Source organism: Paraburkholderia atlantica (genome assembly GCF_009362785.1).
GTDB lineage: Bacteria > Pseudomonadota > Gammaproteobacteria > Burkholderiales > Burkholderiaceae > Paraburkholderia > Paraburkholderia atlantica.
Window position 1 is genome coordinate 103236 of sequence record NZ_WHNQ01000006.1, and the last position, 25124, is coordinate 128359.

A 25124-nucleotide genomic window follows, 5' to 3' on the forward strand; every position below is an offset into this window, starting at 1 on the left:
TGTCCACACCCACGCCCCGCGCTCCGATGCTCGCCACTGCCGACGCGCTCGCGATCCTGCTCGACGCCGCGCGTCCGATCGACGGTATTGAAACGCTGCCGACGCTCGATGCGCTGAATCGCGTGCTCGCCACCGACGTCACGTCGCCGCTCGACGTGCCGCCGATGCACACGAGCGCGATGGACGGCTACGCGGTCCGTATCGCCGATCTCGCGCATGGCAGCCGCCTGCCGGTCTCACAACGGATTCCGGCCGGCCATGCGCCGGCGCCGCTCGCGCCGAACAGCGCGGCGCGCATCTTTACCGGCGCGACGGTGCCCGCTGGCGCGGACGCGGTCGTGATGCAGGAGCAGACCGAGGTGGCCGGCGACGAAGTGACGATCGTGCATCGTCCGCAGGCGGGCGAGTGGATCACCGCGCAGGGCGCCGATATTCGCGCGGGCTCGGTGATCCTGCCGGCCGGCACGCGGCTCACGCCTCAGGCGTTGGGGCTTGCCGCGTCGGTCGGATGCGCGCAGCTCGAGGTGCGCCGGCGCGTGAAGGTCGCCGTATTCTTCACCGGCGACGAACTGACGATGCCCGGCAAGCCGCTGAAGCCCGGCGCGATCTACAACTCGAATCGCTTCACGCTGCGCGGCCTGCTCGAGAAGCTCGGCTGTGACGTGACCGACTACGGCATCGTCGCCGATCGGCTCGACGCGACCCGCGCGACGCTGCGCGAAGCTGCTGAGGCGCACGATCTGATTCTCACCTGCGGCGGCGTGTCGGTCGGCGAGGAGGATCACGTGAAGCCGGCGGTCGAGGCAGAAGGGCGTCTGTCGATGTGGCAGATCGCGATGAAGCCGGGCAAGCCGCTCGCGTTCGGCGCGGTGCGCCGTGGCGCGGGGGGCACGGGTGGTGCTAATGGAGGCGAGCCGGCTGAAACGTTTTTCATCGGCCTGCCCGGCAATCCGGTGTCGAGCTTCGTCACGTTCCTGCTGTTCGTGCGTCCGTTCGTGCTGCGGCTGGCCGGGGTGCAGGCGGTCGCGCCGCGCGCGCTGTCGCTGCGCGCGGACTTCACGCAGGGCAAGGCCGACCGCCGCAACGAGTTCCTGCGCGCGCGCGTCAACGCGGCGGGCGGGCTCGATCTGTTTGCCAATCAGAGCTCGGCCGTGTTGACGTCGACCGTGTGGGCCGACGGCCTGATCGACAATCCGCCGAACCACGCGATCAGCGCCGGCGAAACCGTGCGCTTCATTCCGTTTTCCGAACTACTGAACTGAGGCCGGTCATCCGCGGCATGCGCGGCACAAACCGGCGGTAACCCGATGAAGATTGAACTCCGATACTTTGCGAGCGTGCGTGAAGCGCTCGGTACGTCAGACGAAACCGTCGAGGTGCCCGACGGCATCGCGACCGTCGGCGACGTGCGCGCGTGGCTGCGCGTGCGTGGCGGCATCTGGGCCGAGACGCTCGCCGAAGGCCGCGCGCTGCGCATGGCCTGCAACCACGTGATGACCGACGCGAGCACGCGCATCACGGAGGGCTGCGAGGTCGCATTCTTTCCGCCCGTCACCGGCGGCTGAACCGGGCTCGAGCATCTCATCACGTCCCCGCCAGCGTCACAAGCCCTCAGGAGTCACCCATGCCCGTTCGCGTCCAGACCGAAGACTTCGACCTCAGCGCCGAGGTGGCCGCGTTGCGCGCGCGCAATCCGAGGATCGGCGCGGTCGCGTGCTTCGTCGGCACCGTGCGCGACCTGAACGAGGGCAGCGCGGTCGAGACGATGGAGCTCGAGCACTATCCGGGCATGACAGAGAAGTCGCTCGAGGCGATCGTCGAGCGTGCGCGCCAGCGCTGGCCGGGCATCGAGGTGCAGATCGTACATCGCGTCGGCAAGCTGTATCCGCTCGATCAGATCGTGCTCGTGGCGACGACGGCCGCGCATCGCGGCGACGCGTTTGCGTCGTGCGAATTCGTGATGGACTATCTGAAGACCGAAGCGCCGTTCTGGAAGAAAGAGAAGACCGACGCGGGCGAGCGCTGGGTCGATGCGCGCGTGACCGACGACGCCGCACTCGCGCGCTGGGGCATCGAATCGGGAAACCAGACTGCGGAGTAGGCGAAGCGTGGGCCGCGGAACTGCGGCGGCGCACACGGCGTCTTTGTGTCAGGCGCGTCGGCCCCGACCGACGTTCACTGGTCCCGTGAGCGTCCGATGATCGGCACCGGAAACGGCTCGCCAGCCGGCCGCGACGGATGCTCGCCATCGTCGTCAGCATCGCGCGGCCGACGCTTCGGCGCCACCCGCTCGAGCAGCGCCTGCTGCTCCGCCGGAATCTTGTAATCCCAGCCGAAACGGCTCAGCTGCAAACTTTGCGCGATTCGCAGCGCCGGCTCCATGAAACGGACCGCCGCGGCCGGTTGATAGCGCGATTCGACCGTATCCAGGAACAGATACAGCCAGCGGCTGAAGTGCTGGGGCTCGATGCCTTCGAGCGGCTGATGCACCTGCTGCACGTTGCCGCGATACTGCTTCGCGCCGAGCACGAGGCTGTTCCAGAACGTACACATCTTCGGCAGATGGTCGTCCCAGCGGCCCTCGAGCTTCGCGTCGAAGACCGGACCGAGTAGCGGATCGGCGCGCACGCGATCGTAAAAGCCGTAGACGAGCTCGCGGATATTGGTCTCGGTGGGTTCGGCCGCGCGCTCGACCGGTGGCGCGGCGGGGAAAGACGGATTCATGCGGATTCCAGAAAAATGCGGTTGCCGGTGGCGGTCGAACTGAACTTCGAACCCCGGTTTTTCTAACAAACGGTTGATGCGGAAAAAGCTACTATTGCTATCCGACACAGTTTTGCAACGCGATTCGAGGAACGAGGCCGCCAATCGGTGATGTTAGGGCGCGGCGCTGGTTCACGGCAACCCTTGCGTCGACGCGGTTATGGGACACGTTCAAGTCGCTTGCTCGCGGCTTTTCAAGCTATACCAGGACCTATGAGACTTACCGACTATACGGATTACGCGCTGCGCGTGCTGCTGTACCTGGCGGTGCGGGGCGATGGCTTATCGACGATTCAGGACATTTCGGAAGCTTACGGCATCTCGAAAAACCATCTGATGAAGGTCGTGCAGCAGCTGGGCGAGTTCGGCTGGGTCGAAACCGTGCGCGGCCGCAATGGCGGGCTGCGACTCAGCGCGCAATCGCTGTCGCTGACCGTCGGCGACGTGGTGCGGGTCACGGAAAGCGACTTTGCGCTGGTCGGTTGTCTGCCGGACCGGCAGGGCCAACAGCGGCCTTGCGTCATCACGCCGCACTGCCGGCTGCGCGGCGCGTTGCAGGCGGCGAACCTCGCTTTTCTCGCCGAACTCGATCGCTTTACCATCGCCGACGTCGCGCAACCGAAAAGTCCGCTCGCGGCATTGCTTGGGTTAGGGCCCAACATACAGAGGGTGCCGCTGGCGATTCCGGTGGCATCGGATAGCACGCGTGGCGGCGGTTCGGCGACGTTGGGCCACAAGAGCTAGAACTTCGGGCCGGCTCCTCGGCGCGCAAACCCGCCCGGACCCCACAGTGGGGAGGGATCGCGGCAGTTCTTGCGCTCAAATGTTAAATAGTTGCGACCGAGGCCAAAAAAGCGCTTGAAACCCTAATAAATCGCCTCATTTTGGTGGTAATCGAAATTGGAGGTCTCTTGATGAGAATCGACAAACTCACCACTAAATTCCAGGAAGCGCTCGCGGACGCCCAGAGTCTGGCGGTTGGCCACGACAATCAGTACATCGAACCCGTTCACGTGCTGGCGGCACTCGTCGCGCAGCAGGACGGCTCCGCTCGCTCACTGCTGTCGCGCGCCGGCGTGCATGTACAACCGCTACAGACCGCGCTGAACGACGCGATCACGCGGCTGCCCCAAGTGCAAGGCACCGACGGCAATGTGCAGATCGGCCGTGAACTGACCGGTCTGTTGAACCAGGCCGACAAGGAAGCGCAGAAGCTCAACGACACGTTTATCGCGAGCGAAATGTTCCTGCTCGCGGTCGCCGACGACAAGGGCGACGTCGGCCGTCTCGCGCGTGAGCACGGCTTGTCGCGCAAGGCGCTCGAAACCGCGATCGCCGCGGTGCGCGGCGGCTCGCAGGTGCATAGCCAGGACGCGGAAAGCCAGCGCGAAGCGCTGAAGAAATACACGATCGATCTGACCGAGCGCGCCCGCGCCGGCAAGCTCGACCCCGTGATCGGCCGCGACGACGAAATCCGCCGTTCCATCCAGATCCTGCAGCGCCGCACCAAGAACAACCCGGTGCTGATCGGGGAGCCGGGGGTCGGCAAGACCGCGATCGTCGAAGGGCTGGCCCAGCGCATCGTCAACGGCGAAGTGCCGGAAACGCTGAAAAACAAGCGCGTGCTGTCGCTCGACATGGCCGCGCTGCTCGCGGGCGCCAAGTATCGCGGCGAGTTCGAGGAGCGCCTGAAGGCCGTGCTCAACGACATCGCGAAGGACGAAGGGCAAACCATCGTCTTCATCGACGAGATTCACACGATGGTCGGGGCCGGCAAGGCCGAAGGCGCGATGGACGCAGGCAACATGCTGAAGCCGGCTCTGTCGCGCGGTGAACTGCACTGCGTCGGCGCGACCACGCTCGACGAATACCGCAAGTACATCGAAAAGGATGCCGCGCTCGAGCGCCGTTTCCAGAAGGTGCTGGTCGACGAACCGTCGGTCGAAGCGACCATCGCGATCCTGCGCGGTCTGCAGGAGCGCTATGAACTGCACCACGGCGTCGACATCACCGACCCGGCGATCGTCGCGGCGGCGGAACTGTCGCATCGCTACATCACGGACCGCTTCCTGCCGGATAAGGCGATCGATCTGATCGACGAAGCCGCGTCGAAGATCAAGATGGAAATCGACTCGAAGCCGGAGGAGATGGACCGGCTCGACCGTCGTCTGATCCAGCTGAAGATCGAACGCGAAGCGGTGAAGAAGGAGAAGGACGAAGCGTCGCAGAAGCGTCTGCAGCTGATCGAAGAGGAAATCGAACGCCTGAACCGCGAATATTCGGACCTTGAAGAAATCTGGACCGCCGAAAAAGCAGCGGTGCAAGGCAGCGCGCAGTTGAAGGAAGAGATCGAGAAGACGCGCGCGGAAATCGTGCGTCTGCAACGCGAGGGCAAGCTCGAGAAGGTCGCTGAACTGCAGTACGGCAAGCTGCCGGGTCTCGAAGCGCAATTGAAGGAAGTCACGCGCGCCGAAGCGGAGGAGCAGAACAGTCCGAAGCGTCCGCGTCTGTTGCGCACGCAGGTCGGCGCGGAAGAGATCGCCGAAGTCGTGTCGCGGGCGACCGGTATTCCGGTGTCGCGCATGATGCAGGGCGAGCGTGAAAAGCTGCTGCAGATCGAGTCGAAGCTGCATGAGCGCGTGGTCGGCCAGGACGAGGCGATCAGCGCGGTCGCCGATGCGATCCGCCGCTCGCGCGCGGGTCTGGCGGACCCGAACCGTCCGTACGGCTCGTTCCTGTTCCTGGGACCGACCGGCGTCGGCAAGACCGAGCTGTGCAAGGCCTTGGCGTCGTTCCTGTTCGATTCGGAAGAGCACCTGATCCGTATCGACATGAGCGAGTTCATGGAGAAGCACAGCGTCGCGCGTCTGATCGGCGCGCCGCCGGGGTACGTCGGCTACGAGGAGGGCGGCTATCTGACCGAGGCCGTGCGCCGCAAGCCGTATAGCGTGATCCTGCTCGACGAAATCGAGAAGGCCCATCCGGACGTGTTCAACGTGCTGCTGCAGGTGCTCGACGACGGCCGCATGACCGATGGCCAGGGCCGCACCGTCGACTTCAAGAACACGGTGATCGTGATGACCTCGAACCTCGGTTCGCAGGTGATCCAGGCGATGGTCGGCGAGCCGCAGGAAGCGGTGAAGGACGCGGTGTGGGAAGAGGTGAAGCTGCACTTCCGGCCCGAGTTCCTGAACCGGATCGACGATGTCGTCGTGTTCCATGCGCTCGATCGCTCGAACATCCAGTCGATCGCGCGGATTCAGTTGCAGCGTCTGCACGAGCGGCTCGCGAAGCTCGACATGCAGCTGGTGGTGTCGGACGCGGCGCTCGAGCACATCGGCAAAGTCGGCTACGACCCGCTGTTCGGTGCGCGGCCGCTGAAGCGCGCGATCCAGCAGGAGATCGAGAACCCGATCGCGAAGCTGATTCTGGCCGGCAAGTTCGGTCCGAAGGATGTCATTCCGGTCGAAGTGGACGACGGCCAGCTGCGATTCGAACGCGTCGTGCACTGAACGCGTTGGCCTGATGACGCAACGGGACGGCGGTAGTCGAGCCGTTCCCGTCAACGTTAAGAAACCGGCAACGAGGCGACTTCGTTGCCGGTTTTCTTTTACCCGCCGTTTTCAAACCGGGCGCGGGCGTTGACCGGCAGCAGCCTAAGCCGCCGTCAGCGCATCGCGCACAGCGTCCTTAAGCGTTGCCCTTGTTGCCGAGCAGCGCCGACAGGCCGCCGAGCGCGCCGAGCACCGTCGTCGCGTTCAACTTGCCATCGGCCGGCACTTCGCCTTCCGGCGTGGCTGCGTTGACGACGTGCGGCAGGATCTGCGACAGCAGACCCGTCACCTGATCCGGCTGGACGCCGGCCTTGGCGGCGAGGCCGCTCACGGCTTCCGAGCCGAGCACGTTATGCAGCGCGTCGGGCGCGATCGGCTGGTTTTCGCCGTTGCTGATCCATGACGACACGACGTCGCCGAGGCCCTTTTCCTGGAAGCGCTGGATCAGGCCGTTCAGGCCACCAGGCTGGTTGTTGACGAATTCGAGCGCGGCTGCGATCAGCGCTTGCTGGCCGCCGCCTTCTGGCGATTTGCCAAGCAGGGAACCGATGGTGTCGAGTAGGCTCATGACGGTCTCTCTTGAATGCCGGCGCGTGCACGACGGCCGGGCGGGTGACGACGACGCGCGGTTGCGCGACGCGGTGAAACGCAAGGGCGGCAGCCCCGCCGGCCTCAAGCGCCGGACGCGGCCGCGGCGGATGCCGCCTTGCTCTTCTTCGCTTTCTTCTTCGAAGCCTTGGTGCCGGATGCTTCGGCCGGTGCGCTAGCTTCTGCGGCGGCCGGCGCCGCGGCGGTTGCCGCTTCAGATGCAGCGGCCTTCTTCTTCGACTTCGACGGTTTCGCGGCCGACGCGGGAGTAGCCTCGGCCGGCGCTGCCGTCGTGGCAGCGGGCGCGGCGGCGGTGGTTGCCGCGGGAGCCGCCAGCGGCGTCTTCGTGGCCGGCTTGGTCGATGTCTTCGCGCCGGTCGGCGGCGCCGACGAGCCGTTGATCGTCAGCCCGGCAGCTTCGAGGTTCTCGACTGACTTCTGGCCGATGCCCTTCACGCGCGCGGCCAGATCGTCGGCGTTCTTGAACGGGCCGTTTTTGGCGCGTTCGTCGAGGATCGCCTTCGCATGCACGGGGCCGATGCCCTTGACCGATTCGAGCGCGGCCTGATCGGCGGTATTCACTTCCACAGCCGCGGCAAATCCGGCCGACAGCGACAAAGCCACAGCGACGCAAAGCATGAAAAGCTTCTTCAGCATGGCAAGCACTCCATTGAGGGCGAAAAGTTAGCCGGGAACGGACGACCTATCCTGTCAGCGGGCGCTGCGTTTAAGCATAGGACAAATCGCAGGCCCGATTTGAGATAGCGGACGATTTATACCCATCGATCGATGACAAGTAAATCCGGCCACACAATCTTTAAAACTTTTAGCGGCATGTAATTGCGGTGAATTTATCGGTCGATATCGGTCGGGATAAAGAGTTTGCGATAAAGAACGGGTAACGCCGACACGAAACACTCGACCGCGCTCACCATCGTTCAGGTTGCGGAAACGTGTTCGCGGCGCGGGAAATATTCGAGACCAGGTAGAAGGAAGAGGAGGCCGCGGCCGCAGCGTGAGAGGGCCCGGCTGCGCGGGGAGGGGAAAGGGGGAGGCCGAGGGGGTTTGTCTCACCAGGATTGGACGCAACTAACCGTCCGGTTGATTCGATTCGGGGCCTTCCCAAACCCCATCGCCTCACACCGCCGAATCAACCCGCACTGCAGCGATCTCGCGCAAATGGCGCTGGCTGACCACCCGCCAGTACACGAGCAAGCCGACTCCGGCAATCGCGAGACTCGCGGTATTCGCAACCCAGAAACCGCGCGCGCCGGTCAGCCAGGGCGGCGTGAGGCCGGTCGTGTCGAAGCCGAGCGCATAGCCGCCGCCGAGCCCGACACCCCACAGCGCCACTGCATAGATGACGGTCGGCACGACCGCGACCTTGTAGGCGCGCAGCACGAACGCGGTCGTGATCTGCAAAGCGTCGAACAGGTGGTAGCAGGCGACGATCAGCACCAGCGGCAACGCCTTCGCCGCGACCTGTGCGTCCGTCGTATAGCCGTCGACGATCAACGGCCGCAGCACCAGCACGAGCGCGCCATAGCAGCACGCGATCGCAACCGCCATCGCGATGCCATGACGCGACAGCGTGCGCGCAGCTTGCGGCCGATGCGCGCCGAGCGCCTGCGCGACCAGCGTCGACGAGGCGATGCCGATCGACAGCGGCGTCATATACAGCACCGCGCCGATGTTGCCGGCGATCTGATGCCCGGCGAGCGTCGTCGTGCCGAAGCGCGCGATGAAGAGCGCCATGAACGTATACGACGTGACCTCGATCAGATACGACAACCCCATAGGAATGCCGAGCCGCAGTTGCGCGGCCTGGCGCTTCCAGACCGGCCAGCAGAACCGCGTGAAGATACCGAGCGCCTTGAAATCGTCGACGCGCGCGAGCAGCAGCATGCCGAGCAACGCGAGCGCCCAGTTCAGCAGCGTGCTCGCGAGCGCGCAGCCCGGACCGCCCAGCCCCGGCACGCCGAGGCCGCCGAAGATGAACCAGGTATTGAGCGGAATTTTCAGCATCAGCGCGGCGATCTGCAGGAACATCACGAGCCGTGGTTTGCCGAGCGCGTTGGCAACCGAGCTGTAGACCCGGAACGCGAGGCCGGCGGGCAGCCCGAACGCGAGAATGCGCAGATACGCGAGCGTGCGCTCGTGCAGCGCGTCGGGCACGTGCGACAACGCCAGCAGCGGCCCGGGGAAGAATAGGATCAGAAAGCCGATTACCGTCAGCGCGGCGGCGAGCCACCATGACTGGCGCACCTCTTCGCCGATCTCGCCATAGCGGCGCGCGCCGTACAGCTGTGCAGTGATCGGCTGCAGCGCGGTCAGGATGCCGGTCAGGCCGATATAGACCGAGATGTAGATCGACGAGCCGAGACCGAGGGCGGCCAGATCGACGGCCGAGTAGCGCCCGACCATCGCCGTATCGATTACGCCGAACGCGATGATGGCCAGTTGGCCGATCAATACGGGCCACGCGAGCGCGGCGATTTTCCGTACGTCGGCGAACATGGTCAGTTGGGCTTCTTGTGCCAGTTGCGGTGCTTGCCGGGCGGCGGCTTCGGACGGTCGATGCGCACGTACAGGCGGAAGCGCTCGTCGCGGTCGGCGGCGCGGCGGCCTTCCCATACGAGCTTCCAGATGTAGTCGGGCAGTGCGCTCGGGTCGCCGTAGTCCTGCGAGTCCTGACGCAAGATCACGTCGCAGTCCTGGTCGAACGCGAAGTGCATGTCGCCGAAATACGCGAACGTCGCGATCTGCGCATTGCCGAGGCGCACCGGCGAAATGCAGGTGTAGTCATCGGGCAAGTGGTTGGCGATCTGCTGCGCGACGTCGCGATAGGTACGGCTGTAGTTGACGACCGGCAGCCACAGCGTCATCAGCAGCACCCACATCAGCGTCGTGCCGGCGCTCGACAGCACCACGCTGCGCCACAACACCTTCGGATGACGCGCGAGGCGCCAGCGCACCAGCAGGAACCAGCACACGGTCACCGCGATCGCGCAGATGAACGAGAGAATCTTGAACTGCGGCACGAAGCCGGGCGCGAGCCGCGCGAGATTGCGCGCGAGCGGATGCGGAAAACCGGTCAGGCTCGCCGCATACACGGCCCACACGAAGCTGCCGAGGATCGTGAAGCTCAGCAGCGCGAACCAGTCGATCGCATTGATCGCGCCGCGCTTGAGCGTCGGCAGCGCGAAAGTGGCGAGCACTGCGAGCGGCGGCAGCAGCAGCATGTAGAGTCGATTCGACTGATGGCTTTGCAGCACCACGAGCACGAACAGCGGCCCGATCACCGACAGCGGAATCGCCACGTGCGGCGCGCGCCGCAGCCCCTTCCAGCTGAACCACGACCACAGCGCGAGCGGCCACGCGGGCCATGTGAAGAGCGGCAGATTTTTCAGTGCATACGCGGCGACCGAGCCGGGGGGGCCCGCGAACGAGCTCAGGCTAACGTGCAGCCACTGATTGAGATACCAGACGGCGTCGTCGGGGAACGCGGCAAGCGCGATGATCGGCCACGACACGGCGAGCACGAGCGCGACGGGCAGACCCGCGAGCAGCAGCCAGCGTGAACGCGTTTCGCGTACGATCAGCGTCATCGCGAGCGTGCCGAGCAGCAGCGCGCCGACCAGCACCGGACTGCTCGCGAGTGTGACGAGGCCGATCGCGAGACCCCAGATCAGCGCGCCCTGGATCGGCTTGTCGATCATGCGTACGAGGCCGTACACGAGCATCGCGATGCAGACGAACTGCACGAGCTGCGGCGTGGTTTCGTGGCCGCGCTCGGCGAGGCCGAAGCACGCGAGCAGGATCAGCAGTGCGCCATCGGCCAGCGTGCGGCCGTAGTCGCGCGGTTCCGGTTCGCCGCCGAAAGCATATTTGAACGGCTGCACTTCGGCGCGCCGGCCGAGCAGATACGCCGCGTACCAGACGAACGCACAGCCCGCGCAAAACAGCAGGCCCGTGAATACGCGCGACGCGTTGCTCGCGTCGACCCACGGTGCGAGGACGCGGATCGCACTCGCGCCGAGCCAGTAGCCCAGCGGGCCGTCCTCGGTCAAATATTTGCCGACCAGATTCGGCAGCAGCCAGTCGTGCGCGCCGCCGTTCGCCATCGTCCACATGACACCGAAGCCGGCTGCGTCCTCGTTCTTCCACGGGTCGCGGCCGAACAGGCCGAACGAGGCGTAGACGATACAGATGGCCAGCAGCAGCCAGCGCGGCAACGCACTGGTCGCAGAGGCGGTGAGGCGGACGACAGGTCTCATGCGGTGTGTGGAGTGTGGATAAACGATGCGGCCGGAGCGGCCCGGCAAGTCAGGGCGGGAGGGCCCGTTTCGAGCATCCGGCATTGTAGTCGTGCGGTGCGATGCACGTCACGGCCGGTAACGCCCGGCAACGTCGATGGACAAGCTGTAACAAGTGTCGCGAAAGCGCGGCGCTGGTTCCGACGGGTCAAGGCTTCCCGCGGCGCGACCCAGCGGCCGCACAAGCATAGGCGACAAAAAAGGGCAGCTCACGCTGCCCTTTCTGTTTGCTCCGTTGCCGGCCGGAAGCCGGCACCGTTGCGGTATTACTTTGCTGCCTTGCCCGAAGCGCGTGCGCCGAACTTCTTGTTGAACTTCTCGACGCGGCCGGCCGTGTCCATGATCTTTTGCTGGCCGGTGTAGAACGGGTGCGATTCCGACGACACTTCGATCTTTGCGAGCGGGTAGGTCTTGCCGTTGAATTCCGCGGTTTCGCGCGTCTGGATGGTCGAGCGCGTCACAAACTTGAAGTCGTTCGACATATCGATGAACAGGACTTCGCGGTAATCCGGGTGAATGCCTTCTTTCATGGTCTTTCCTTTAATCTGGCGGTAGCCAACCCGCGTGCAGCCTTAAATTAGACTGCCTTCTGGCGCGAGCCACTTGCCTACGGTCGAAAAACCGCGATTATGCCAGAAAATCAGTCGCTTGGCGATTTTTCTGCCACCAGATTCTATTGCGGCGCAAGCGGCGCCCGTTCGCGGCATCTCAAACCGGCGTGAACGTCAATCCGATGCGCGCAGGATCTTGCCGGTAATAGCGCGCGAGCAGCCGGTACAGTTCCGGATACTCCGCCTCGAACGCTTTCGGCTTCACAAACAGCGCCTCGCTGCACACTGCAAAGAATTCCGACGGATGGTCCGCCGCATAGGGGTCGATCAGCGACTCGCGTTCGAAACGCGTCCAGCGTCGCTGGGGCACAGCGTCGACTTTCGCACAGAAGTGATCGTATGCGTGGTCGAATACGTCGGCCCATGCTTGCGCATCGAGCGGCGCGTGCCAGCGGCGCATCAGCGGCGGGTGGCCGTCCGCTTCGCCGTTCAGCATGTCGATCTTGTGCGCGAACTCGTGGATCACGACGTTGTATGCGTCGCTGCCATCGGTCATCTGCGCGTCTTCCCACGACAGCACCACCGGGCCGCCTTCCCACGCCTCGCCGCTGGCGTCGTGTTCGACCTCATGCACGACGCCGTCTTCGTCCTCGACGGTTTTGCGGATCACGAACTCGCCCGGATAGACGATGACGCCAACCCAGCCGCGATACAGATCGAGGCTCAGGTTCAGCACCGGCAGGCACGCCTGCGCGGCGATGGCGACCGTCATCGCATCGGTCAGTTCCAGCTCGTGCGCGGTCGAGAATTCCTTCTGCGCGAGGAAGAGACTCGTCAGCTCGCGTAGCCGCGCGAGATCGGGGGCTTCCAGATGTGTGAGAAAGGGCAGGCCGGCGAGTGTTGCCTGCCACAAGGAATCGTCGATCGCGTAATCGCGCAGCGCGCGCTCGCGACGCCGCGTGCCCAGCCAGTTCGTGAGTTTCGACAGCATGCTTGGCCCACCTTCAGTCGATCTGTTTTTGCCACGCGGCGAACACGCCGCAGCATATCGCGACGCCGATCAGAAAATAGAAGCCGTCGAGCGACGCGAGGGAATTGGCCTGCTGCGCGACCAATCGGCTAATCGACGCGATACGCGAGCGTGTTGTGGTAGACCGGATTGTACGGATTCACGGACTCCGCGAGGCGACTTTGATGCGGCGCGAGCCGGTGCTGGTCGATGATGATCACCGAGGCGGTCGCGAAGGAGATGATCAACTGCCGCACGATGCTCTTCAACCGGTAGCCATGCATGAACTCTCCGATCGCGAAGATAGCTGGCGAAAAGCGAGAACGTCGCGTTGCGCGAAATAGTCGAGACCGGTGACTCCGCATTGTCCAGGTGGACGAGGGGCGAAAAAAAACCGCTCGCAATCTGCGAGCGGTTTTTCATGCGGTGCAGTTGCCGGCCACTACGGCCGGTACGAACGTCGCGCGTTAGCTGCCGCCACCACGACGCATCATGTCGAAGAACTCGGAGTTGCTCTTCGTCTGGCGGATCTTATCGAGCAGGAATTCCATCGACTCGACTTCGTCCATGTCGTGAATGAACTTGCGCAGCACCCAGATCTTCTGCAGCACTTCGGGCTTGATCAGCAGCTCTTCGCGGCGCGTGCCCGACTTGTTCAGGTTGATCGACGGGTAGACGCGCTTCTCGGCGAGACGACGCTCGAGGTGCACTTCCATGTTGCCGGTGCCCTTGAACTCTTCGTAGATGACGTCGTCCATGCGGCTGCCGGTTTCGATCAGCGCCGTGCCGATGATGGTCAGCGATCCGCCTTCCTCGATGTTGCGCGCCGCGCCGAAGAAGCGCTTGGGACGCTGCAGCGCGTTTGCGTCGACACCACCCGTGAGCACCTTGCCGGACGCCGGCACTACCGTGTTGTAAGCGCGCGCGAGACGCGTGATCGAATCGAGCAGAATCACGACGTCGTTCTTCATTTCGACGAGGCGCTTGGCCTTCTCGATCACCATTTCGGCGACTTGCACGTGACGCGCGGCGGGTTCGTCGAACGTGGAGGCGATCACTTCGCCCGCCACCGAGCGTTGCATTTCCGTCACTTCTTCCGGGCGCTCGTCGATCAGCAGCACGAACAGCACGACGTCGGGATGGTTCTGCTTGATCGCGTGCGCGATGTGCTGAAGCATCACGGTCTTGCCCGACTTCGGCGAGGCGACGAGCAGGCCGCGCTGGCCCTTGCCGATCGGTGCGATCATGTCGATGATGCGGCCCGTCACGTTCTCTTCGCCGCGCATTTCACGTTCGAGCAGCAGCACCTTATTCGGGTGCAGCGGCGTCAGGTTTTCGAACATGATCTTGTGCTTCGAGGCCTCCGGCGGCTGGCCGTTGACCTTGTCCACCTTCACCAGCGCGAAATAGCGCTCGCCGTCTTTCGGCGTGCGCACTTCGCCTTCGATCGTGTCGCCCGTATGCAGATTGAAGCGGCGGATTTGCGACGGGCTGATGTAAATATCATCCGTGCTCGCGAGGTAGGAGGTTTCCGGCGAACGCAAGAAGCCGAAACCGTCCGGCAGCACTTCGAGGGTGCCGTCGCCGAAGATCGTGTCGCCCGCTTTGGCTCGTTTTTTTAGAATGGCGAACATCAATTCCTGCTTGCGCAGGCGGTTCGCGCTTTCGATCTCGAGGCCATTGGCCATCTCGATCAATTGGGACACGTGCAGAGTCTTAAGCTCGGATAAATGCATACGGAGAACCCGCAGGAGAAGGTGCGACGAAATGAAATCTGGGAGGAGGGTGAGCGGAACCGCTCAAAGACTTACACGTCTTTTCGACGTTTTCTGGATTCTAGCATAGCACACGCCAGTTTCCGCCAGTGCGGCGGAGTGGCATCTTTGTCGGAAAGCGTGTTGCCGGCTGACAACACGCTCGACCGGCGGGCGCGGCGGTTTGCATCCACCGATGCGCCCGATTCTATACTGCTCGCGGTGCGCGATGAATCCTCGAGCGCCGCGACGCGCCTCTGTATGTATTAAAGGTTGCCGTCGAGGAATGCGGTGAGTTGCGACTTCGACAGAGCGCCGACCTTCTGAGCGGCGACGGCGCCATTCTTGAACAGGATCAGCGTGGGGATGCCGCGCACGCCGAACTTGACCGGCGTGGACTGATGCTCGTCGACATTGATCTTCGCGACTTGCAGACGATCGGCGTAGTCCTTCGCGACTTCGTCGAGGATCGGCGCGATCATCTTGCAGGGACCGCACCATTCGGCCCAGAAATCGAGCAGCACGGGTTTATCGGATTTCACGACGTCCTGTTCGAACGATGCGTCGCTAATATGCTTAATTTGTTCGCTCATTTATGAATACCTCTGTCGGTTCGAGGCCCGCCTGAATTGCTCGCCACGATACGTCAAAAACCGGGAAAATTTCCGTTCGCTTTGCCGCATCCGGCGACTTGTCGCGCATGCCCGTGAAAATCAGAAAAACCGTCTGAAAAAACGCCGGATTTTTTACGGAGCACGCGGAAAGAGTCGCGTATGCGGGTCTTTCAACTGGCAGTGTAGCTTAATTCGCTATGCGTTGCCGATGGCGATAGTACTCGTTAGGGCAGTGGGGCTAATAGGTCGCCGCCGCGGCGTCGGCCGGGTTCTGCGGCTCACGAACACCGCGTTGTGATCTAAATGGTGGCGGGCGCGGCGAACTCAAGTCCCCTTCGTGGCGGGTGCCGACGCGGCGGCTAGAAGGCGGTCGGGCGGCGTGCAGGAAGCGGACGTAAACAGTGCGGAGCGTTCGAAGCGGAGCGTCGTTCGCGTTTTGCGCTTCTCAACAGTCGCACAATGTGCGCGGCAATGATAGAATTCTTCGTGACGGGCCTCCTCGCATGGAGGGATGGTCAACCTGGTCAGGTCGGGAACGAAGCAGCCACAGCCGTTTTCCACCAGTGCCGAGGGTCGGGCTCGTCACCTTCCTTTGCTGTTTTCTCCGCCGCCGTTTTTCACGGATTCTCCGCGGTCTTTCCTCCACAGTATTCCCCGCTTTCATATTGATCGTTCGCCGTGTTCGGGCGGAGCATCGTCGCGGCCGTAGCGCGCGTTCGCGCGCCTTGTCGAATCGGTTTTGCGCGCCATTGTTACTGATACAATTTCCGGATGACCTATCAAGTTCTCGCACGCAAATGGCGGCCGAAGGATTTCGCTTCGCTCGTCGGACAGGAGCACGTGGTGCGCGCGCTCACCCATGCGCTCGACGGCGGCCGTCTGCACCATGCCTATTTGTTTACAGGTACGCGCGGCGTCGGCAAGACCACGCTGTCGCGCATCTTCGCGAAGGCGCTCAATTGCGAGACCGGCGTGACATCGACGCCGTGCGGCGTATGCCGTGCGTGTCGCGAGATCGACGAAGGGCGCTTCGTCGATTACGTCGAGATGGATGCGGCGAGCAATCGCGGCGTCGATGAAATGGCCGCGCTGCTCGAGCGCGCGGTGTACGCGCCCGTCGATGCGCGCTTCAAGGTCTACATGATCGACGAAGTGCACATGCTGACGAACCACGCGTTCAACGCGATGCTGAAGACGCTCGAGGAGCCGCCGCCGCACGTCAAGTTCATCCTCGCGACCACCGACCCGCAGAAGATTCCGGTCACCGTTCTGTCGCGCTGTCTGCAGTTCAATCTGAAGCAGATGCCGGCCGGCCACATCGTGTCGCATCTCGAACGCATTCTCGGCGAAGAGAACGTGCCTCACGAGGCGCAGGCGTTGCGCCTGCTCGCGCGCGCGGCCGACGGTTCGATGCGCGACGCGCTATCGCTGACCGATCAGGCGATCGCCTATTCGGCGAACCAGGTCAGCGAAGACGCGGTGCGCGGCATGCTCGGCGCGCTCGACCAAAGCTATCTGATCCGCCTGCTCGACGCGCTCGCGCAGAGCGACGGCGCGGCTGTGCTTGCGGTCGCCGACGAGATGGCCTTGCGCAGCCTGTCGTTTTCGACGGCGTTGCAGGATCTGGCGAGCCTGTTGCATCGGATCGCCTGGGCGCAGTTCGCGCCTTCGTCGGTGCTGGACGAATGGCCTGAGGCGTCCGATCTGCGCCGCTTTGCCGACGCGTTGAGAGCCGAGCAGGTGCAACTGTTCTATCAGATCGCGACGATCGGCCGAAGCGAGCTGGGCCTCGCGCCGGATGAATACGCGGGCTTCACGATGACGCTGCTGCGCATGCTCGCGTTCGAGCCGGCGCCGACAGGCGGCGGTGGTGGCGCGGCGGGAGCCGCTGGCACGCAGACCGGTGCGCTCGGCGCTGGTGCGAAGCGTTCCGGTGCACCGACGGTTGCCGCGCTGCGCGCGCTGTCGCCTTCGTCCGCGACGGCCATGGCAGCCGCCGCGCCGACTCGCGGACCTCAGTTGGGCGTTGCCGGCGAGGAGCAGGTCGATGCGATGAAATCGACCGCGACGGTTGCAAAGCCGCTCGCGAAGCCCGCAGCCGACACCGCGCAAACTGAAGCAGCGCCGCAATCGCTCGATGCCGAACCCGCGCGCGTGACAGACGCACCGGCTATGGCGGCACGTCCGCTGGCACCGTGGGAAGACGCGCCCGCGAATGACGGCGCCGCCAATTCGACTGCGCCGGTCTCGAACGAAGCTTCCGACCTCGCACCTGCGTCCGCGCCGAGCGCGCTGGCTCGCGCGGAAGAGGGGAAGTCACCGGAACCGGAAGCGCGGCAGGAATCGACTGCAGTCGCTTCAACGGCGGCACCGGCGGCCTCGGCCGACTCCGCGCCGCGTCGCGCGGGTGGCGCCAGCGCCGCGCTCGACGTGCTGCGCAACGCCGGCATGAAAGTATCGGCCGACCGTGGCCGCGCCAACCCGCCCGGCGCTGCGAAGCCGGCCGCGCCGGTCGCCCCGAAACCCGCCGCACCGCGCGTGGTCGTGCCGGTGCCGACGCCCGGTGCGCCACGCCGCGTGTCGCAAGACACCGGCGCGCAGGCTGCGCCCGCCCGCGACGCCAACAGCGGCGCAAGCAACAACGCGCAACAGAACAGCTCGTCGATCCCACCTTGGGACGACATGCCGCCCGACGACTACATGCCGCTGTCGGCCGCGGACGATGCGTACTTCATGCCGCCAGACGATAACTTCGTGCCGGTGTTCGACAGCGGCCCCGATGACGTCCGCATGGACGGCCCCGCCGCGCAAGCCGCCGCACCGGCGCCGGTCGTCGATACACGCCCGCTGCCGCCAGCCGTGCCGCTCGATCCGCTCGGTTTCACCGGCGACTGGCCCGCGCTCGCGGTCGATCTGCCGCTGAAGGGTATCTCGTATCAGCTCGCGTTCAACAGCGAACTGATGGCGCTCGAAGGCAATACGCTGAAGCTCAACGTGCCGGTGCCGCAATACGCGGAAGCGTCGCAGGTCGCTAAACTGAAGGCAGCGCTCGTCGAGCGGCTCGGCCAGAACGTCGACGTGCAGGTCGAAGTCGGCCCGGCGCGCCGTACCGCTGCCGCGCACGACGCGAAGCTGCGCGCGCAGCGCCAGCAGGAGGCCGAGCGGGAAATCAGCGCCGATCCGTTCGTGCAGTCGCTGATTCGCGAATTCGGCGCGAGCATCGTGCCGGGCTCGATCCGCCCGATTACCCCGGACGCCGCCCCGAACGGCGCGGCGCCGGCCCACTGATCCATCGTTCGCGGTGCCGTCGCAGCGCGGCGCCGGAATGCCAGATTTCACGCTATCTAGAAGGAGCACGTCCATGATGAAAGGTCAACTCGCCGGGCTGATGAAGCAAGCCCAGCAGATGCAGGAAAACATGAAGAAGATGCAGGAGCAACTCGCGCAGATCGAGGTCGAGGGGCAGTCGGGTGCCGGTCTCGTGAAGGTGACGATGACCTGCAAGAACGACGTGCGCCGCGTATCGATCGACCCGAGCCTGCTCGCCGACGACAAGGACATGCTGGAAGATCTCGTCGCCGCCGCGTTCAACGACGCCGTACGCAAGGCCGAGGCAACCGCGCAGGAAAAGATGGGCGGCATGACCGCCGGCCTGCCGCTGCCGCCGGGCTTCAAGCTGCCGTTCTAAACCTGCTCTGATTGACAGCGGGCTGAAGCGGGTGAGCGCCGCGGCGGTTCATTGCCGCGGTGCGAAAGCGTGCCTTGGTCCGAGCACCCTCCCGCATCCCGATTCGCCCACCCGAGCACCACCACGTCGACGCCGATCCGCATGAAACAACCTTCCGCCCTGTCGGCGCTCGTCGAAGCGCTGCGCGTGCTGCCCGGTGTCGGGCCGAAGTCCGCGCAACGCATGGCGTATCACCTGATGCAGCACGATCGCGAAGGCGCCGAAAAGCTCGGCCGCTCCCTGTTGTTCGCGACCGAGCATCTGCGTCACTGCGAAAAGTGCAACACGTTTACCGAAGCGCAGATCTGCGAGGTCTGTCTCGATGAAGAGCGCGATCCGTCGCTGCTGTGCGTCGTCGAAACGCCGGCCGACCAGATCATGCTCGAACAGACGATGACCTATCGCGGCCTCTACTTCGTGCTGATGGGGCGGTTGAGTCCGCTCGACGGCATCGGCCCGAAGGAGATCCATTTCGATCGGCTCGTGAAGCGCGCGTCGGATGGCGTCGTCAAGGAAGTCGTGCTGGCCACCAATTTCACCAACGAGGGCGAAGCTACCGCGCATTACCTCGGACAGACGCTGAAGGCGCGCGGCCTTGCCGTCACGCGTCTCGCGCGCGGCGTCCCGGTGGGGGGCGAGCTCGAATATGTCGACGCGGGTACGATCGCGCGCGCGATGCTCGACCGTCGTTCGATGTAGCCGCGCTGCTTCCGTTGGCCGCCGCGGTACCCGTGAAGCCACGCGTCGTCGCCAGCCGTGCAGACCGCGCGCACGGCGATACAAAACAATGCAACCAACTTGCAGGGACCAGAGTAAGTGCTGTGCACCCACTCTGGCCGACAAAGGAGACTCATGAGCGCCACCCCCGATTCAGGCGCGAGCGCCACACCGCATGACGCGCGCGGTCCGCTCGCCGGCGTCAAGGTGCTGGAACTCGGCACGCTGATCGCCGGGCCGTTCGCTGCGCGTTTTCTCGGCGAATTCGGCGCCGAGGTCATCAAGATCGAAGACCCCAAAGGCGGCGACCCGCTGCGCAAATGGCGCAAGCTGTACCCGGAGGTCGGCGGTACGTCACTGTGGTGGGCCGTGCAGGCGCGCAACAAGAAGTCCGTCACGATCAACCTGAAAGCCGAAGAGGGCAAAGAGATCGTGCGGCGGCTCGCGAAAGAGGCCGATATCGTCGTCGAAAATTTCCGGCCCGGTCTGCTCGAAAAGCTCGGGCTCGGCTACGACGTGCTGTCCGCCGAGAACCCCGGTCTGGTGATGGTGCGTCTGTCCGGCTACGGCCAGACCGGGCCGTATCGCGACCGGCCCGGTTTCGGCGCGATCGCCGAATCGATGGGCGGTCTGCGCCATATCACCGGCTATCCGGATCTGCCGCCGCCGCGCATCGGCATTTCGATTGGCGATTCGATTGCCGCGCTGCACGGCGTGATCGGCGCGCTGATGGCGCTGCATCACAAACAGGTGAACGGCGGCAAGGGGCAGGTCGTCGACGTCGCGCTGTACGAGGCCGTCTTCAACATGATGGAAAGCGTGGTGCCCGAATACGGCGTCTACGGCATGGTGCGCGAGCGTACCGGCGCGTCGCTGCCGGGCATCGTGCCGTCCAATACGTATCCGTGCCGCGACGGCAGCATCGTGATCGGCGGTAATAGCGATCCGATCTTCAAGCGCCTGATGATCGCGATCGAACGCGACGATCTCGCGAACGATCCAGCGCTCGCGCATAACGACGGCCGCGTGCCGCGCACCCAGGAAATCGACGCCGCGATCGCCGCGTGGCTGTCCACGCGCACGATCGACGAAGCGCTCGCAGTGCTGAACGCGGCCGATGTACCGGTAGGCCGCATCTACAGCGTCGCTGATATGTTCACCGATCCGCAGTTCATCGCGCGGCAGATGATCCAGCGGTTCAAGTGGCAGGACGGCAAGGAAATCACGCTGCCCACGGTTACGCCGAAGCTGTCGGCGACGCCCGGCGAGACGCGCTGGCTAGGGCCGGAACTGGGTGAACATACCGATGAAGTCCTTCAATCACTAGGTTATGATGCTGACGGCATCGCGCGGTTGCGGGCGCAACAGATCGTCTGATGCGCGCAGTGCAACGCATTGAGAAGAGCGCTTAACGCGCGGCGCTGACGCACGATCGGCGCCGCGCGACCGGCAAGCCACGAAACCGTGCCCCGAGCGCGTGCGCAACGCGCACACGGGCGGTCAAAAGCCGGACTACAAAAAATCTGGAGACAACGGACCATGCAACGCAGAACCTTCCTCGCCGGCGGTGCGGCGCTCGCGGGCGCCTCGCTCGCGGCCACACCGTTCGCTTTCGCGCAGGCCAAACCCGAGACCACGAAGGTCGCCATCGCGGTCGGCGGCAAGAACCTGTTCTACTACCTGCCGCTCACGATCGCCGAGCGCCGCAACTACTTCAAGGACGAAGGGCTCGAAGTCGAGATTTCCGACTTCGCGGGTGGCTCGCAGGCGCTGAAGGCGGCCGTCGGCGGTAGCGCCGACGTGGTCTCCGGCGCGTTCGAACACACGCTGCTGTTGCAGGCGCAAAAGCAGATGTTCCGCGAATTCGTGCTGCAGGGCCGCGCGCCGCAGATCGTGCTCGCGGTATCGAAGAAGACGATGCCGAACTTCAAGTCGATATCCGATCTGAAGGGCAAGAAGATCGGCGTGACGGCGCCGGGTTCGTCGACGTCGATCATGGCGAGCTTCGTGCTCGCGAAAGCGGGGCTCAGTCCGAAGGACGTCGCGTTCATCGGTGTGGGCGCGGGTGCCGGTGCGATCGCCGCGCTCCAGTCCGGCCAGATCGACGCGATCGCCAATCTCGATCCGGTCGTCACGCGCCTCGAGCGCGCCGGCGAGGTGCGCGTCGTGTCGGATACGCGCACGCTCGCCGACACGCACACGGTGTTCGGCGGCGACATGCCGGCGGGCTGCCTGTACGCGTCGCAATCGTTCATCACGAAGAACCCGAACACCACGCAGGCGCTGACCAATGCGATGGTGCGCGCGCTCAAGTGGCTGCAGAACGCCAGCGGCAGCGAACTGATCAACACGGTGCCGGAGAGCTATCTGCTCGGCGACCGCGCACTCTATCTCGACGCGTGGCAGCACGTGCGCGAAGCGATGTCGCCCGACGGCCTGATGCCCGCCGACGGTCCCGCGACGTCGCTGAAGACGCTGAAAGCGTTCGATCCAATGATCCAGAACGCGCAGATCGATCTGTCGAAGACGTGGACCAACGACTTCGTGAAGAAGGCGCTGACGACCGTCAAGGCATAAACGACGCGGCGCGCGCGGTCTCCAGCGTCGCCGCGACAACTCCCCGCAAACCCGATCCCTGAAGCGAGCCGTACGATGACCGTTGCTGCCCTGGCGCTCGAAAACATCACCTGCACGTTCGCCGCGCGCGACAACCGCGCGCAGCGCTACACAGCGGTCAAAGACACGACGCTGCGTATCGAGCCAGGCGAGTTCGTGTCGGTGGTCGGGCCGACTGGCTGCGGCAAGTCCACGCTGCTGAACATCGGCGCGGGGCTGCTGCAGCCGTCGACGGGCGCGGTCAGCGTGTTCGGCGAGAAGCTCGATGGCCTGAATCGCCGCGCGGGCTACATGTTCCAGGCCGATGCGCTGATGCCGTGGCGCTCGGCGCTCGACAACGTGATGGCCGGCCTGTCGTTTCGCGGTATGTCGGCCTCGGACGCCCGCGCGAAGGCCGAAGAGTGGTTAAAGCGCGTCGGACTCGGCGGCTTCGGCGACCGCTATCCGCATCAGCTGTCGGGCGGCATGCGCAAGCGCGTCGCGATGGCGCAAACGCTGATCCTCGATCCCGACATCATCCTGATGGACGAGCCGTTTTCGGCGCTGGATATTCAAACGCGGCAGCTGATGGAAAACGAGCTGCTCGACCTCTGGGCCGCGAAGCGCAAGGCGGTGCTGTTCATCACGCACGATCTGGACGAAGCGATCGCGATGTCGGATCGCGTGGTCGTGCTGTCGGCCGGGCCTGCCACGCATCCGATCGGCGAGTTCCGGATCGATCTGCCGCGGCCGCGCGATGTCGCAGAAATCCGCTCGCATCCGCGCTTCGTCGAATTGCACGCGCAGATCTGGGGCGTGCTGCGCGATGAAGTGCTCAAAGGGTATCAGCAGCAACTGACCGCTGTTTAAGCGTGTCGCAGCATCGCTGCATGCGCATTAAAAGAGAAGACGCGTTCAACAATCGTCCAAGGCAAACCGAGTCATGTGGAAGACGTTGCGCCCGAATCGGGCGAATCTGGTGATCTGGCAGTGGCTGCTGCTCGTGCTGTGCTTCGTGCTGTGGTACGTGCTGACGAGTCCGACGCTGGTGCCGCCGTTCTATTTCGACGATCCGAACAAGGCGGCGTTTTTCTTCGGCGAGCCGCAGAAAGTGCTGCAGCGGATCTGGGAGTGGTTCACCGGCGGCGAGATCTATCTGCACCTGTGGATCACGCTCGTCGAGACCGTGCTCGCGTTCGTGTTCGGTACCGCGATCGGGCTCGGCGTCGGCCTGTGGCTCGCGCTCGCGCCGACCGCCAGCGCGCTGTTCGATCCGTACGTGAAGGCCGCGAACTCGATGCCGCGCGTGATTCTCGCGCCGATTTTCGGCGTGTGGTTCGGCCTCGGCATCTGGTCGAAGGTCGCGCTCGGCGTCACGCTGGTGTTCTTCATCGTGTTCTTCAACGTCTACCAGGGCGTGAAGGAAGTGAGCCCGGTCGTGCTCGCGAACGCGCGCATGCTCGGTGCGAACCGCAAACAGCTGCTGCGTTTCGTGTATCTGCCGAGCGCGATGAGCTGGGTGTTTTCGAGCCTGCATACGTCGGTTGGGCTGGCGTTCGTCGGCTCGGTGGTGGGCGAGTATCTGGGCTCGGCGCGCGGCGTCGGCTATCTGATCCTGCAGGCCGAAGGCACTTTCGATATCAACACCGTGTTCGCGGGGATTCTGGTGCTGACCGCGTTCGCGCTGATTCTCGACGCGATCGTCGGCATCGCGGAGCGGCGGTTGATGAAGTGGCAGCCGCGCAGCGGAGATACCGAGAAGCTGTGAACGTGGATCGCAAGCGGCGCGGCGCCCGAAATCGCCCTCGGGCGCCGCGCCGTTTTTCATGCTGTCTGATTGGTTGCACTACGGCGTGATCACCACCTTGCCGATCACGCGACGCTCGGCCATATCGCGCAACGCGCGGCCGGTGTCCTCGAGCGAATAGCGGGCCGATACGTAAGGCTTGAGCTTGCCTTCGCGAATCCACCCGGTCATCTGCTCGAATGCCGCGCGGTTGCGCTGCGGCTCACGCTTGGCGAAATCGCCCCAGAACACGCCGACCACGCTCGCACCCTTGAGCAACATCAGGTTCAGCGGCAGCTTCGGAATCTCGCCGTTGGCAAAGCCGACCACCAGATAACGCCCCCGCCAGCCGATGCTGCGAAACGCCGGCTCCGCATAGACGCCGCCGACCGGGTCGTAGATCACGTCCGGGCCTTTGCCGTCGGTGAGCGCCTTGATGCGCTCGCGCAGATCCTCGCTGCTGTAGTTGATCGTCGCGTCGGCACCGTGCTTGACGCAGGTCACGAGCTTTTCGTCGCTCGACGCCGCCGCGATCACGCGCGCGCCGAGCGCCTTGCCGATTTCGACCGCAGCCAGCCCGACGCCGCCGGCCGCGCCGAGCACGAGCATCGTCTCGCCAGGCTGCAGCGCGCCGCGATCGACCACCGCGTGATGCGAGGTGCCATACGCGAGCGTGAAGGCGGCCGCGAGTTCGAACGACACATCGTCGTCGAGTGGCACGCAGGCCGCGGCGGGTGCGAGCGCCTGCTCGGCGAAACCGCCGGAGCCGGTGAACGCGGCCACGCGCGCACCGGGCTTGAACCGCGTGACGCCTTCGCCCACCGCGCGCACGATGCCCGCGGCTTCCGAGCCCGGCGTGAACGGCAGCGGCGGCTTGAACTGGTATTTGTTCTCGATGATCAGCACATCCGGAAAATTGACGGCTGCGGACTTCACGTCGATCACGACGTGGCCTGGCGGCGGCTCGAGATCCGGCAGGTCTTCGACGACCAGGCTCTCGGGCGGCCCGTATTGCTTGCAGCGAATCGCGCGCATCGTGTCTCCATATCGTTCAGGGTTCGCAAGGGTTTCGAGTGTAAAGCAATGCGTACGACCGTACGATTTATTGCGTTGCAGCTTAGGGCGCGCAGCGCGCTTCGTCGCGCGAGCC

At 64.6% G+C, this 25124-nt stretch carries 22 protein-coding genes, 1 other RNA gene and 1 pseudogene; 13 read left to right on the plus strand and 11 right to left on the minus strand.

All coding sequences use genetic code 11. The features are described from left to right. Positions 1–26 precede the first annotated feature (26 nt). From GCT19_RS11190 to moaE, 3 genes are read left to right on the plus strand one after another with little or no spacing between them, the layout of a single operon-like run. A complete protein-coding gene (locus GCT19_RS11190; RefSeq protein ID WP_152852072.1) occupies positions 27–1262 on the plus strand; it encodes a molybdopterin molybdotransferase MoeA in 1236 nt (411 codons plus the stop codon). Between the two features lie 45 nt (positions 1263–1307). Beyond that, positions 1308–1565 carry a molybdopterin converting factor subunit 1 gene (gene moaD / locus GCT19_RS11195; protein WP_018432085.1) on the plus strand — a complete coding sequence of 86 codons (258 nt, stop codon included), beginning with the start codon at positions 1308–1310 and terminating at the stop codon, positions 1563–1565. 59 nt (positions 1566–1624) lie between these two features. Further along, positions 1625–2101: a molybdopterin synthase catalytic subunit MoaE gene (gene moaE, locus GCT19_RS11200; RefSeq protein WP_018432084.1), complete on the plus strand. Its 477-nt coding sequence runs from the start codon at positions 1625–1627 to the stop codon at positions 2099–2101. 74 nt (positions 2102–2175) lie between these two features. Here moaE and GCT19_RS11205 read toward each other — a convergent pair whose 3' ends face one another. After that, positions 2176–2724 carry a group III truncated hemoglobin gene (locus tag GCT19_RS11205; protein ID WP_152851950.1) on the minus strand — a complete coding sequence of 183 codons (549 nt, stop codon included), beginning with the start codon at positions 2722–2724 and terminating at the stop codon, positions 2176–2178. 252 nt (positions 2725–2976) lie between these two features. Here GCT19_RS11205 and GCT19_RS11210 point away from each other — a divergent pair, with 252 nt between their 5' ends. Both GCT19_RS11210 and clpB read left to right on the plus strand, forming a co-directional pair. Then, on the plus strand, positions 2977–3507 hold the full coding sequence (locus GCT19_RS11210; RefSeq protein ID WP_018432082.1) for an Rrf2 family transcriptional regulator: 531 nt from the start codon (positions 2977–2979) through the stop codon (positions 3505–3507). A gap of 170 nt (positions 3508–3677) precedes the next feature. Further along, entirely contained in the window at positions 3678–6275 is a 2598-nt protein-coding gene (gene clpB / locus GCT19_RS11215) for an ATP-dependent chaperone ClpB (protein WP_018432081.1), read from the plus strand. A gap of 178 nt (positions 6276–6453) precedes the next feature. On the opposite strand, the gene GCT19_RS11220 is transcribed toward clpB, so the two are convergent. From GCT19_RS11220 to trxA, 9 genes and pseudogenes are all read right to left on the minus strand, one after another. After that, complete coding sequence (locus tag GCT19_RS11220; RefSeq protein ID WP_408582378.1) at positions 6454–6993, minus strand: YidB family protein; 540 nt, start codon at positions 6991–6993, stop codon at positions 6454–6456. Further along, positions 6990–7562, minus strand: a complete 573-nt coding sequence (locus GCT19_RS11225) for a ComEA family DNA-binding protein (RefSeq protein WP_152851951.1) — start codon at positions 7560–7562, stop codon at positions 6990–6992. Before GCT19_RS11225 ends, GCT19_RS11220 begins: the two co-directional genes overlap by 4 nt. Positions 7563–8042: 480 nt before the next feature. Next, on the minus strand, positions 8043–9422 hold the full coding sequence (locus tag GCT19_RS11230) for an MATE family efflux transporter (protein ID WP_152851953.1): 1380 nt from the start codon (positions 9420–9422) through the stop codon (positions 8043–8045). Between the two features lie 2 nt (positions 9423–9424). Continuing rightward, a complete protein-coding gene (locus tag GCT19_RS11235; protein WP_184129998.1) occupies positions 9425–11182 on the minus strand; it encodes an ArnT family glycosyltransferase in 1758 nt (585 codons plus the stop codon). Between the two features lie 305 nt (positions 11183–11487). Further along, positions 11488–11751 carry a type B 50S ribosomal protein L31 gene (locus GCT19_RS11240; protein WP_012400355.1) on the minus strand — a complete coding sequence of 88 codons (264 nt, stop codon included), beginning with the start codon at positions 11749–11751 and terminating at the stop codon, positions 11488–11490. A 178-nt stretch (positions 11752–11929) separates the two neighbouring features. Continuing rightward, positions 11930–12763 (minus strand): M90 family metallopeptidase, encoded by an 834-nt coding sequence (locus GCT19_RS11245; RefSeq protein ID WP_018432077.1) that lies wholly within the window; start codon positions 12761–12763, stop codon positions 11930–11932. Between the two features lie 13 nt (positions 12764–12776). Further along, positions 12777–13086 (minus strand): annotated as a pseudogene (locus tag GCT19_RS11250) (MFS transporter); the annotation flags it as partial. Positions 13087–13248: 162 nt separating this feature from the next. Further along, on the minus strand, positions 13249–14517 hold the full coding sequence (rho, locus tag GCT19_RS11255) for a transcription termination factor Rho (protein ID WP_008921615.1): 1269 nt from the start codon (positions 14515–14517) through the stop codon (positions 13249–13251). Between the two features lie 284 nt (positions 14518–14801). Further along, a complete protein-coding gene (gene trxA, locus GCT19_RS11260; RefSeq protein ID WP_013089343.1) occupies positions 14802–15128 on the minus strand; it encodes a thioredoxin TrxA in 327 nt (108 codons plus the stop codon). Positions 15129–15637: 509 nt separating this feature from the next. Between trxA and ffs the strand changes: the two genes are divergently transcribed. From ffs to GCT19_RS11300, 8 genes are all read left to right on the plus strand, one after another. Continuing rightward, an RNA gene (ffs, locus tag GCT19_RS11265) (signal recognition particle sRNA small type) lies at positions 15638–15736 on the plus strand. Positions 15737–15920: 184 nt separating this feature from the next. Continuing rightward, positions 15921–18437: a DNA polymerase III subunit gamma/tau gene (locus GCT19_RS11270; RefSeq protein ID WP_152851957.1), complete on the plus strand. Its 2517-nt coding sequence runs from the start codon at positions 15921–15923 to the stop codon at positions 18435–18437. A gap of 73 nt (positions 18438–18510) precedes the next feature. Further along, positions 18511–18837: a YbaB/EbfC family nucleoid-associated protein gene (locus GCT19_RS11275; RefSeq protein ID WP_008923976.1), complete on the plus strand. Its 327-nt coding sequence runs from the start codon at positions 18511–18513 to the stop codon at positions 18835–18837. Between the two features lie 141 nt (positions 18838–18978). Beyond that, the gene (gene recR / locus GCT19_RS11280; RefSeq protein ID WP_013089345.1) at positions 18979–19575 is read left to right on the plus strand and encodes a recombination mediator RecR; all 597 of its coding nucleotides are present in this window, start codon (positions 18979–18981) and stop codon (positions 19573–19575) included. 153 nt (positions 19576–19728) lie between these two features. Continuing rightward, on the plus strand, positions 19729–20970 hold the full coding sequence (locus GCT19_RS11285; RefSeq protein ID WP_152851959.1) for a CaiB/BaiF CoA transferase family protein: 1242 nt from the start codon (positions 19729–19731) through the stop codon (positions 20968–20970). A 162-nt stretch (positions 20971–21132) separates the two neighbouring features. Beyond that, positions 21133–22170, plus strand: a complete 1038-nt coding sequence (locus tag GCT19_RS11290) for an ABC transporter substrate-binding protein (RefSeq protein WP_152851960.1) — start codon at positions 21133–21135, stop codon at positions 22168–22170. Positions 22171–22245: 75 nt separating this feature from the next. Further along, a complete protein-coding gene (locus GCT19_RS11295) occupies positions 22246–23058 on the plus strand; it encodes an ABC transporter ATP-binding protein (RefSeq protein ID WP_018432072.1) in 813 nt (270 codons plus the stop codon). Between the two features lie 73 nt (positions 23059–23131). Then, positions 23132–23956 carry an ABC transporter permease gene (locus GCT19_RS11300; RefSeq protein WP_018432071.1) on the plus strand — a complete coding sequence of 275 codons (825 nt, stop codon included), beginning with the start codon at positions 23132–23134 and terminating at the stop codon, positions 23954–23956. Positions 23957–24034: 78 nt separating this feature from the next. On the opposite strand, the gene GCT19_RS11305 is transcribed toward GCT19_RS11300, so the two are convergent. Continuing rightward, positions 24035–25009: an NADPH:quinone oxidoreductase family protein gene (locus tag GCT19_RS11305; protein ID WP_152851962.1), complete on the minus strand. Its 975-nt coding sequence runs from the start codon at positions 25007–25009 to the stop codon at positions 24035–24037. Positions 25010–25124 lie beyond the last annotated feature (115 nt).

Excerpts from the sequence above, each read along its gene's own strand:
- moaD (WP_018432085.1), top strand. The coding sequence starts at position 1,308 with ATGAAGATTGAACTCCGATACTTTGCGAGCGTGCGTGAAGCGCTCGGT.
- GCT19_RS11205 (WP_152851950.1), bottom strand. The coding sequence starts at position 2,724 with ATGAATCCGTCTTTCCCCGCCGCGCCACCGGTCGAGCGCGCGGCCGAA.
- GCT19_RS11240 (WP_012400355.1), bottom strand. The coding sequence starts at position 11,751 with ATGAAAGAAGGCATTCACCCGGATTACCGCGAAGTCCTGTTCATCGAT.
- GCT19_RS11295 (WP_018432072.1), top strand. The coding sequence starts at position 22,246 with ATGACCGTTGCTGCCCTGGCGCTCGAAAACATCACCTGCACGTTCGCC.
- GCT19_RS11290 (WP_152851960.1), top strand. The coding sequence starts at position 21,133 with ATGCAACGCAGAACCTTCCTCGCCGGCGGTGCGGCGCTCGCGGGCGCC.
- moaE (WP_018432084.1), top strand. The coding sequence starts at position 1,625 with ATGCCCGTTCGCGTCCAGACCGAAGACTTCGACCTCAGCGCCGAGGTG.
- GCT19_RS11305 (WP_152851962.1), bottom strand. The coding sequence starts at position 25,009 with ATGCGCGCGATTCGCTGCAAGCAATACGGGCCGCCCGAGAGCCTGGTC.
- GCT19_RS11275 (WP_008923976.1), top strand. The coding sequence starts at position 18,511 with ATGATGAAAGGTCAACTCGCCGGGCTGATGAAGCAAGCCCAGCAGATG.
- GCT19_RS11190 (WP_152852072.1), top strand. The coding sequence starts at position 27 with ATGCTCGCCACTGCCGACGCGCTCGCGATCCTGCTCGACGCCGCGCGT.
- GCT19_RS11230 (WP_152851953.1), bottom strand. The coding sequence starts at position 9,422 with ATGTTCGCCGACGTACGGAAAATCGCCGCGCTCGCGTGGCCCGTATTG.
- clpB (WP_018432081.1), top strand. The coding sequence starts at position 3,678 with ATGAGAATCGACAAACTCACCACTAAATTCCAGGAAGCGCTCGCGGAC.
- recR (WP_013089345.1), top strand. The coding sequence starts at position 18,979 with ATGAAACAACCTTCCGCCCTGTCGGCGCTCGTCGAAGCGCTGCGCGTG.
- GCT19_RS11225 (WP_152851951.1), bottom strand. The coding sequence starts at position 7,562 with ATGCTGAAGAAGCTTTTCATGCTTTGCGTCGCTGTGGCTTTGTCGCTG.
- GCT19_RS11210 (WP_018432082.1), top strand. The coding sequence starts at position 2,977 with ATGAGACTTACCGACTATACGGATTACGCGCTGCGCGTGCTGCTGTAC.
- GCT19_RS11235 (WP_184129998.1), bottom strand. The coding sequence starts at position 11,182 with ATGAGACCTGTCGTCCGCCTCACCGCCTCTGCGACCAGTGCGTTGCCG.
- GCT19_RS11245 (WP_018432077.1), bottom strand. The coding sequence starts at position 12,763 with ATGCTGTCGAAACTCACGAACTGGCTGGGCACGCGGCGTCGCGAGCGC.
- trxA (WP_013089343.1), bottom strand. The coding sequence starts at position 15,128 with ATGAGCGAACAAATTAAGCATATTAGCGACGCATCGTTCGAACAGGAC.
- GCT19_RS11285 (WP_152851959.1), top strand. The coding sequence starts at position 19,729 with ATGAGCGCCACCCCCGATTCAGGCGCGAGCGCCACACCGCATGACGCG.
- GCT19_RS11300 (WP_018432071.1), top strand. The coding sequence starts at position 23,132 with ATGTGGAAGACGTTGCGCCCGAATCGGGCGAATCTGGTGATCTGGCAG.
- rho (WP_008921615.1), bottom strand. The coding sequence starts at position 14,517 with ATGCATTTATCCGAGCTTAAGACTCTGCACGTGTCCCAATTGATCGAG.
- GCT19_RS11270 (WP_152851957.1), top strand. The coding sequence starts at position 15,921 with ATGACCTATCAAGTTCTCGCACGCAAATGGCGGCCGAAGGATTTCGCT.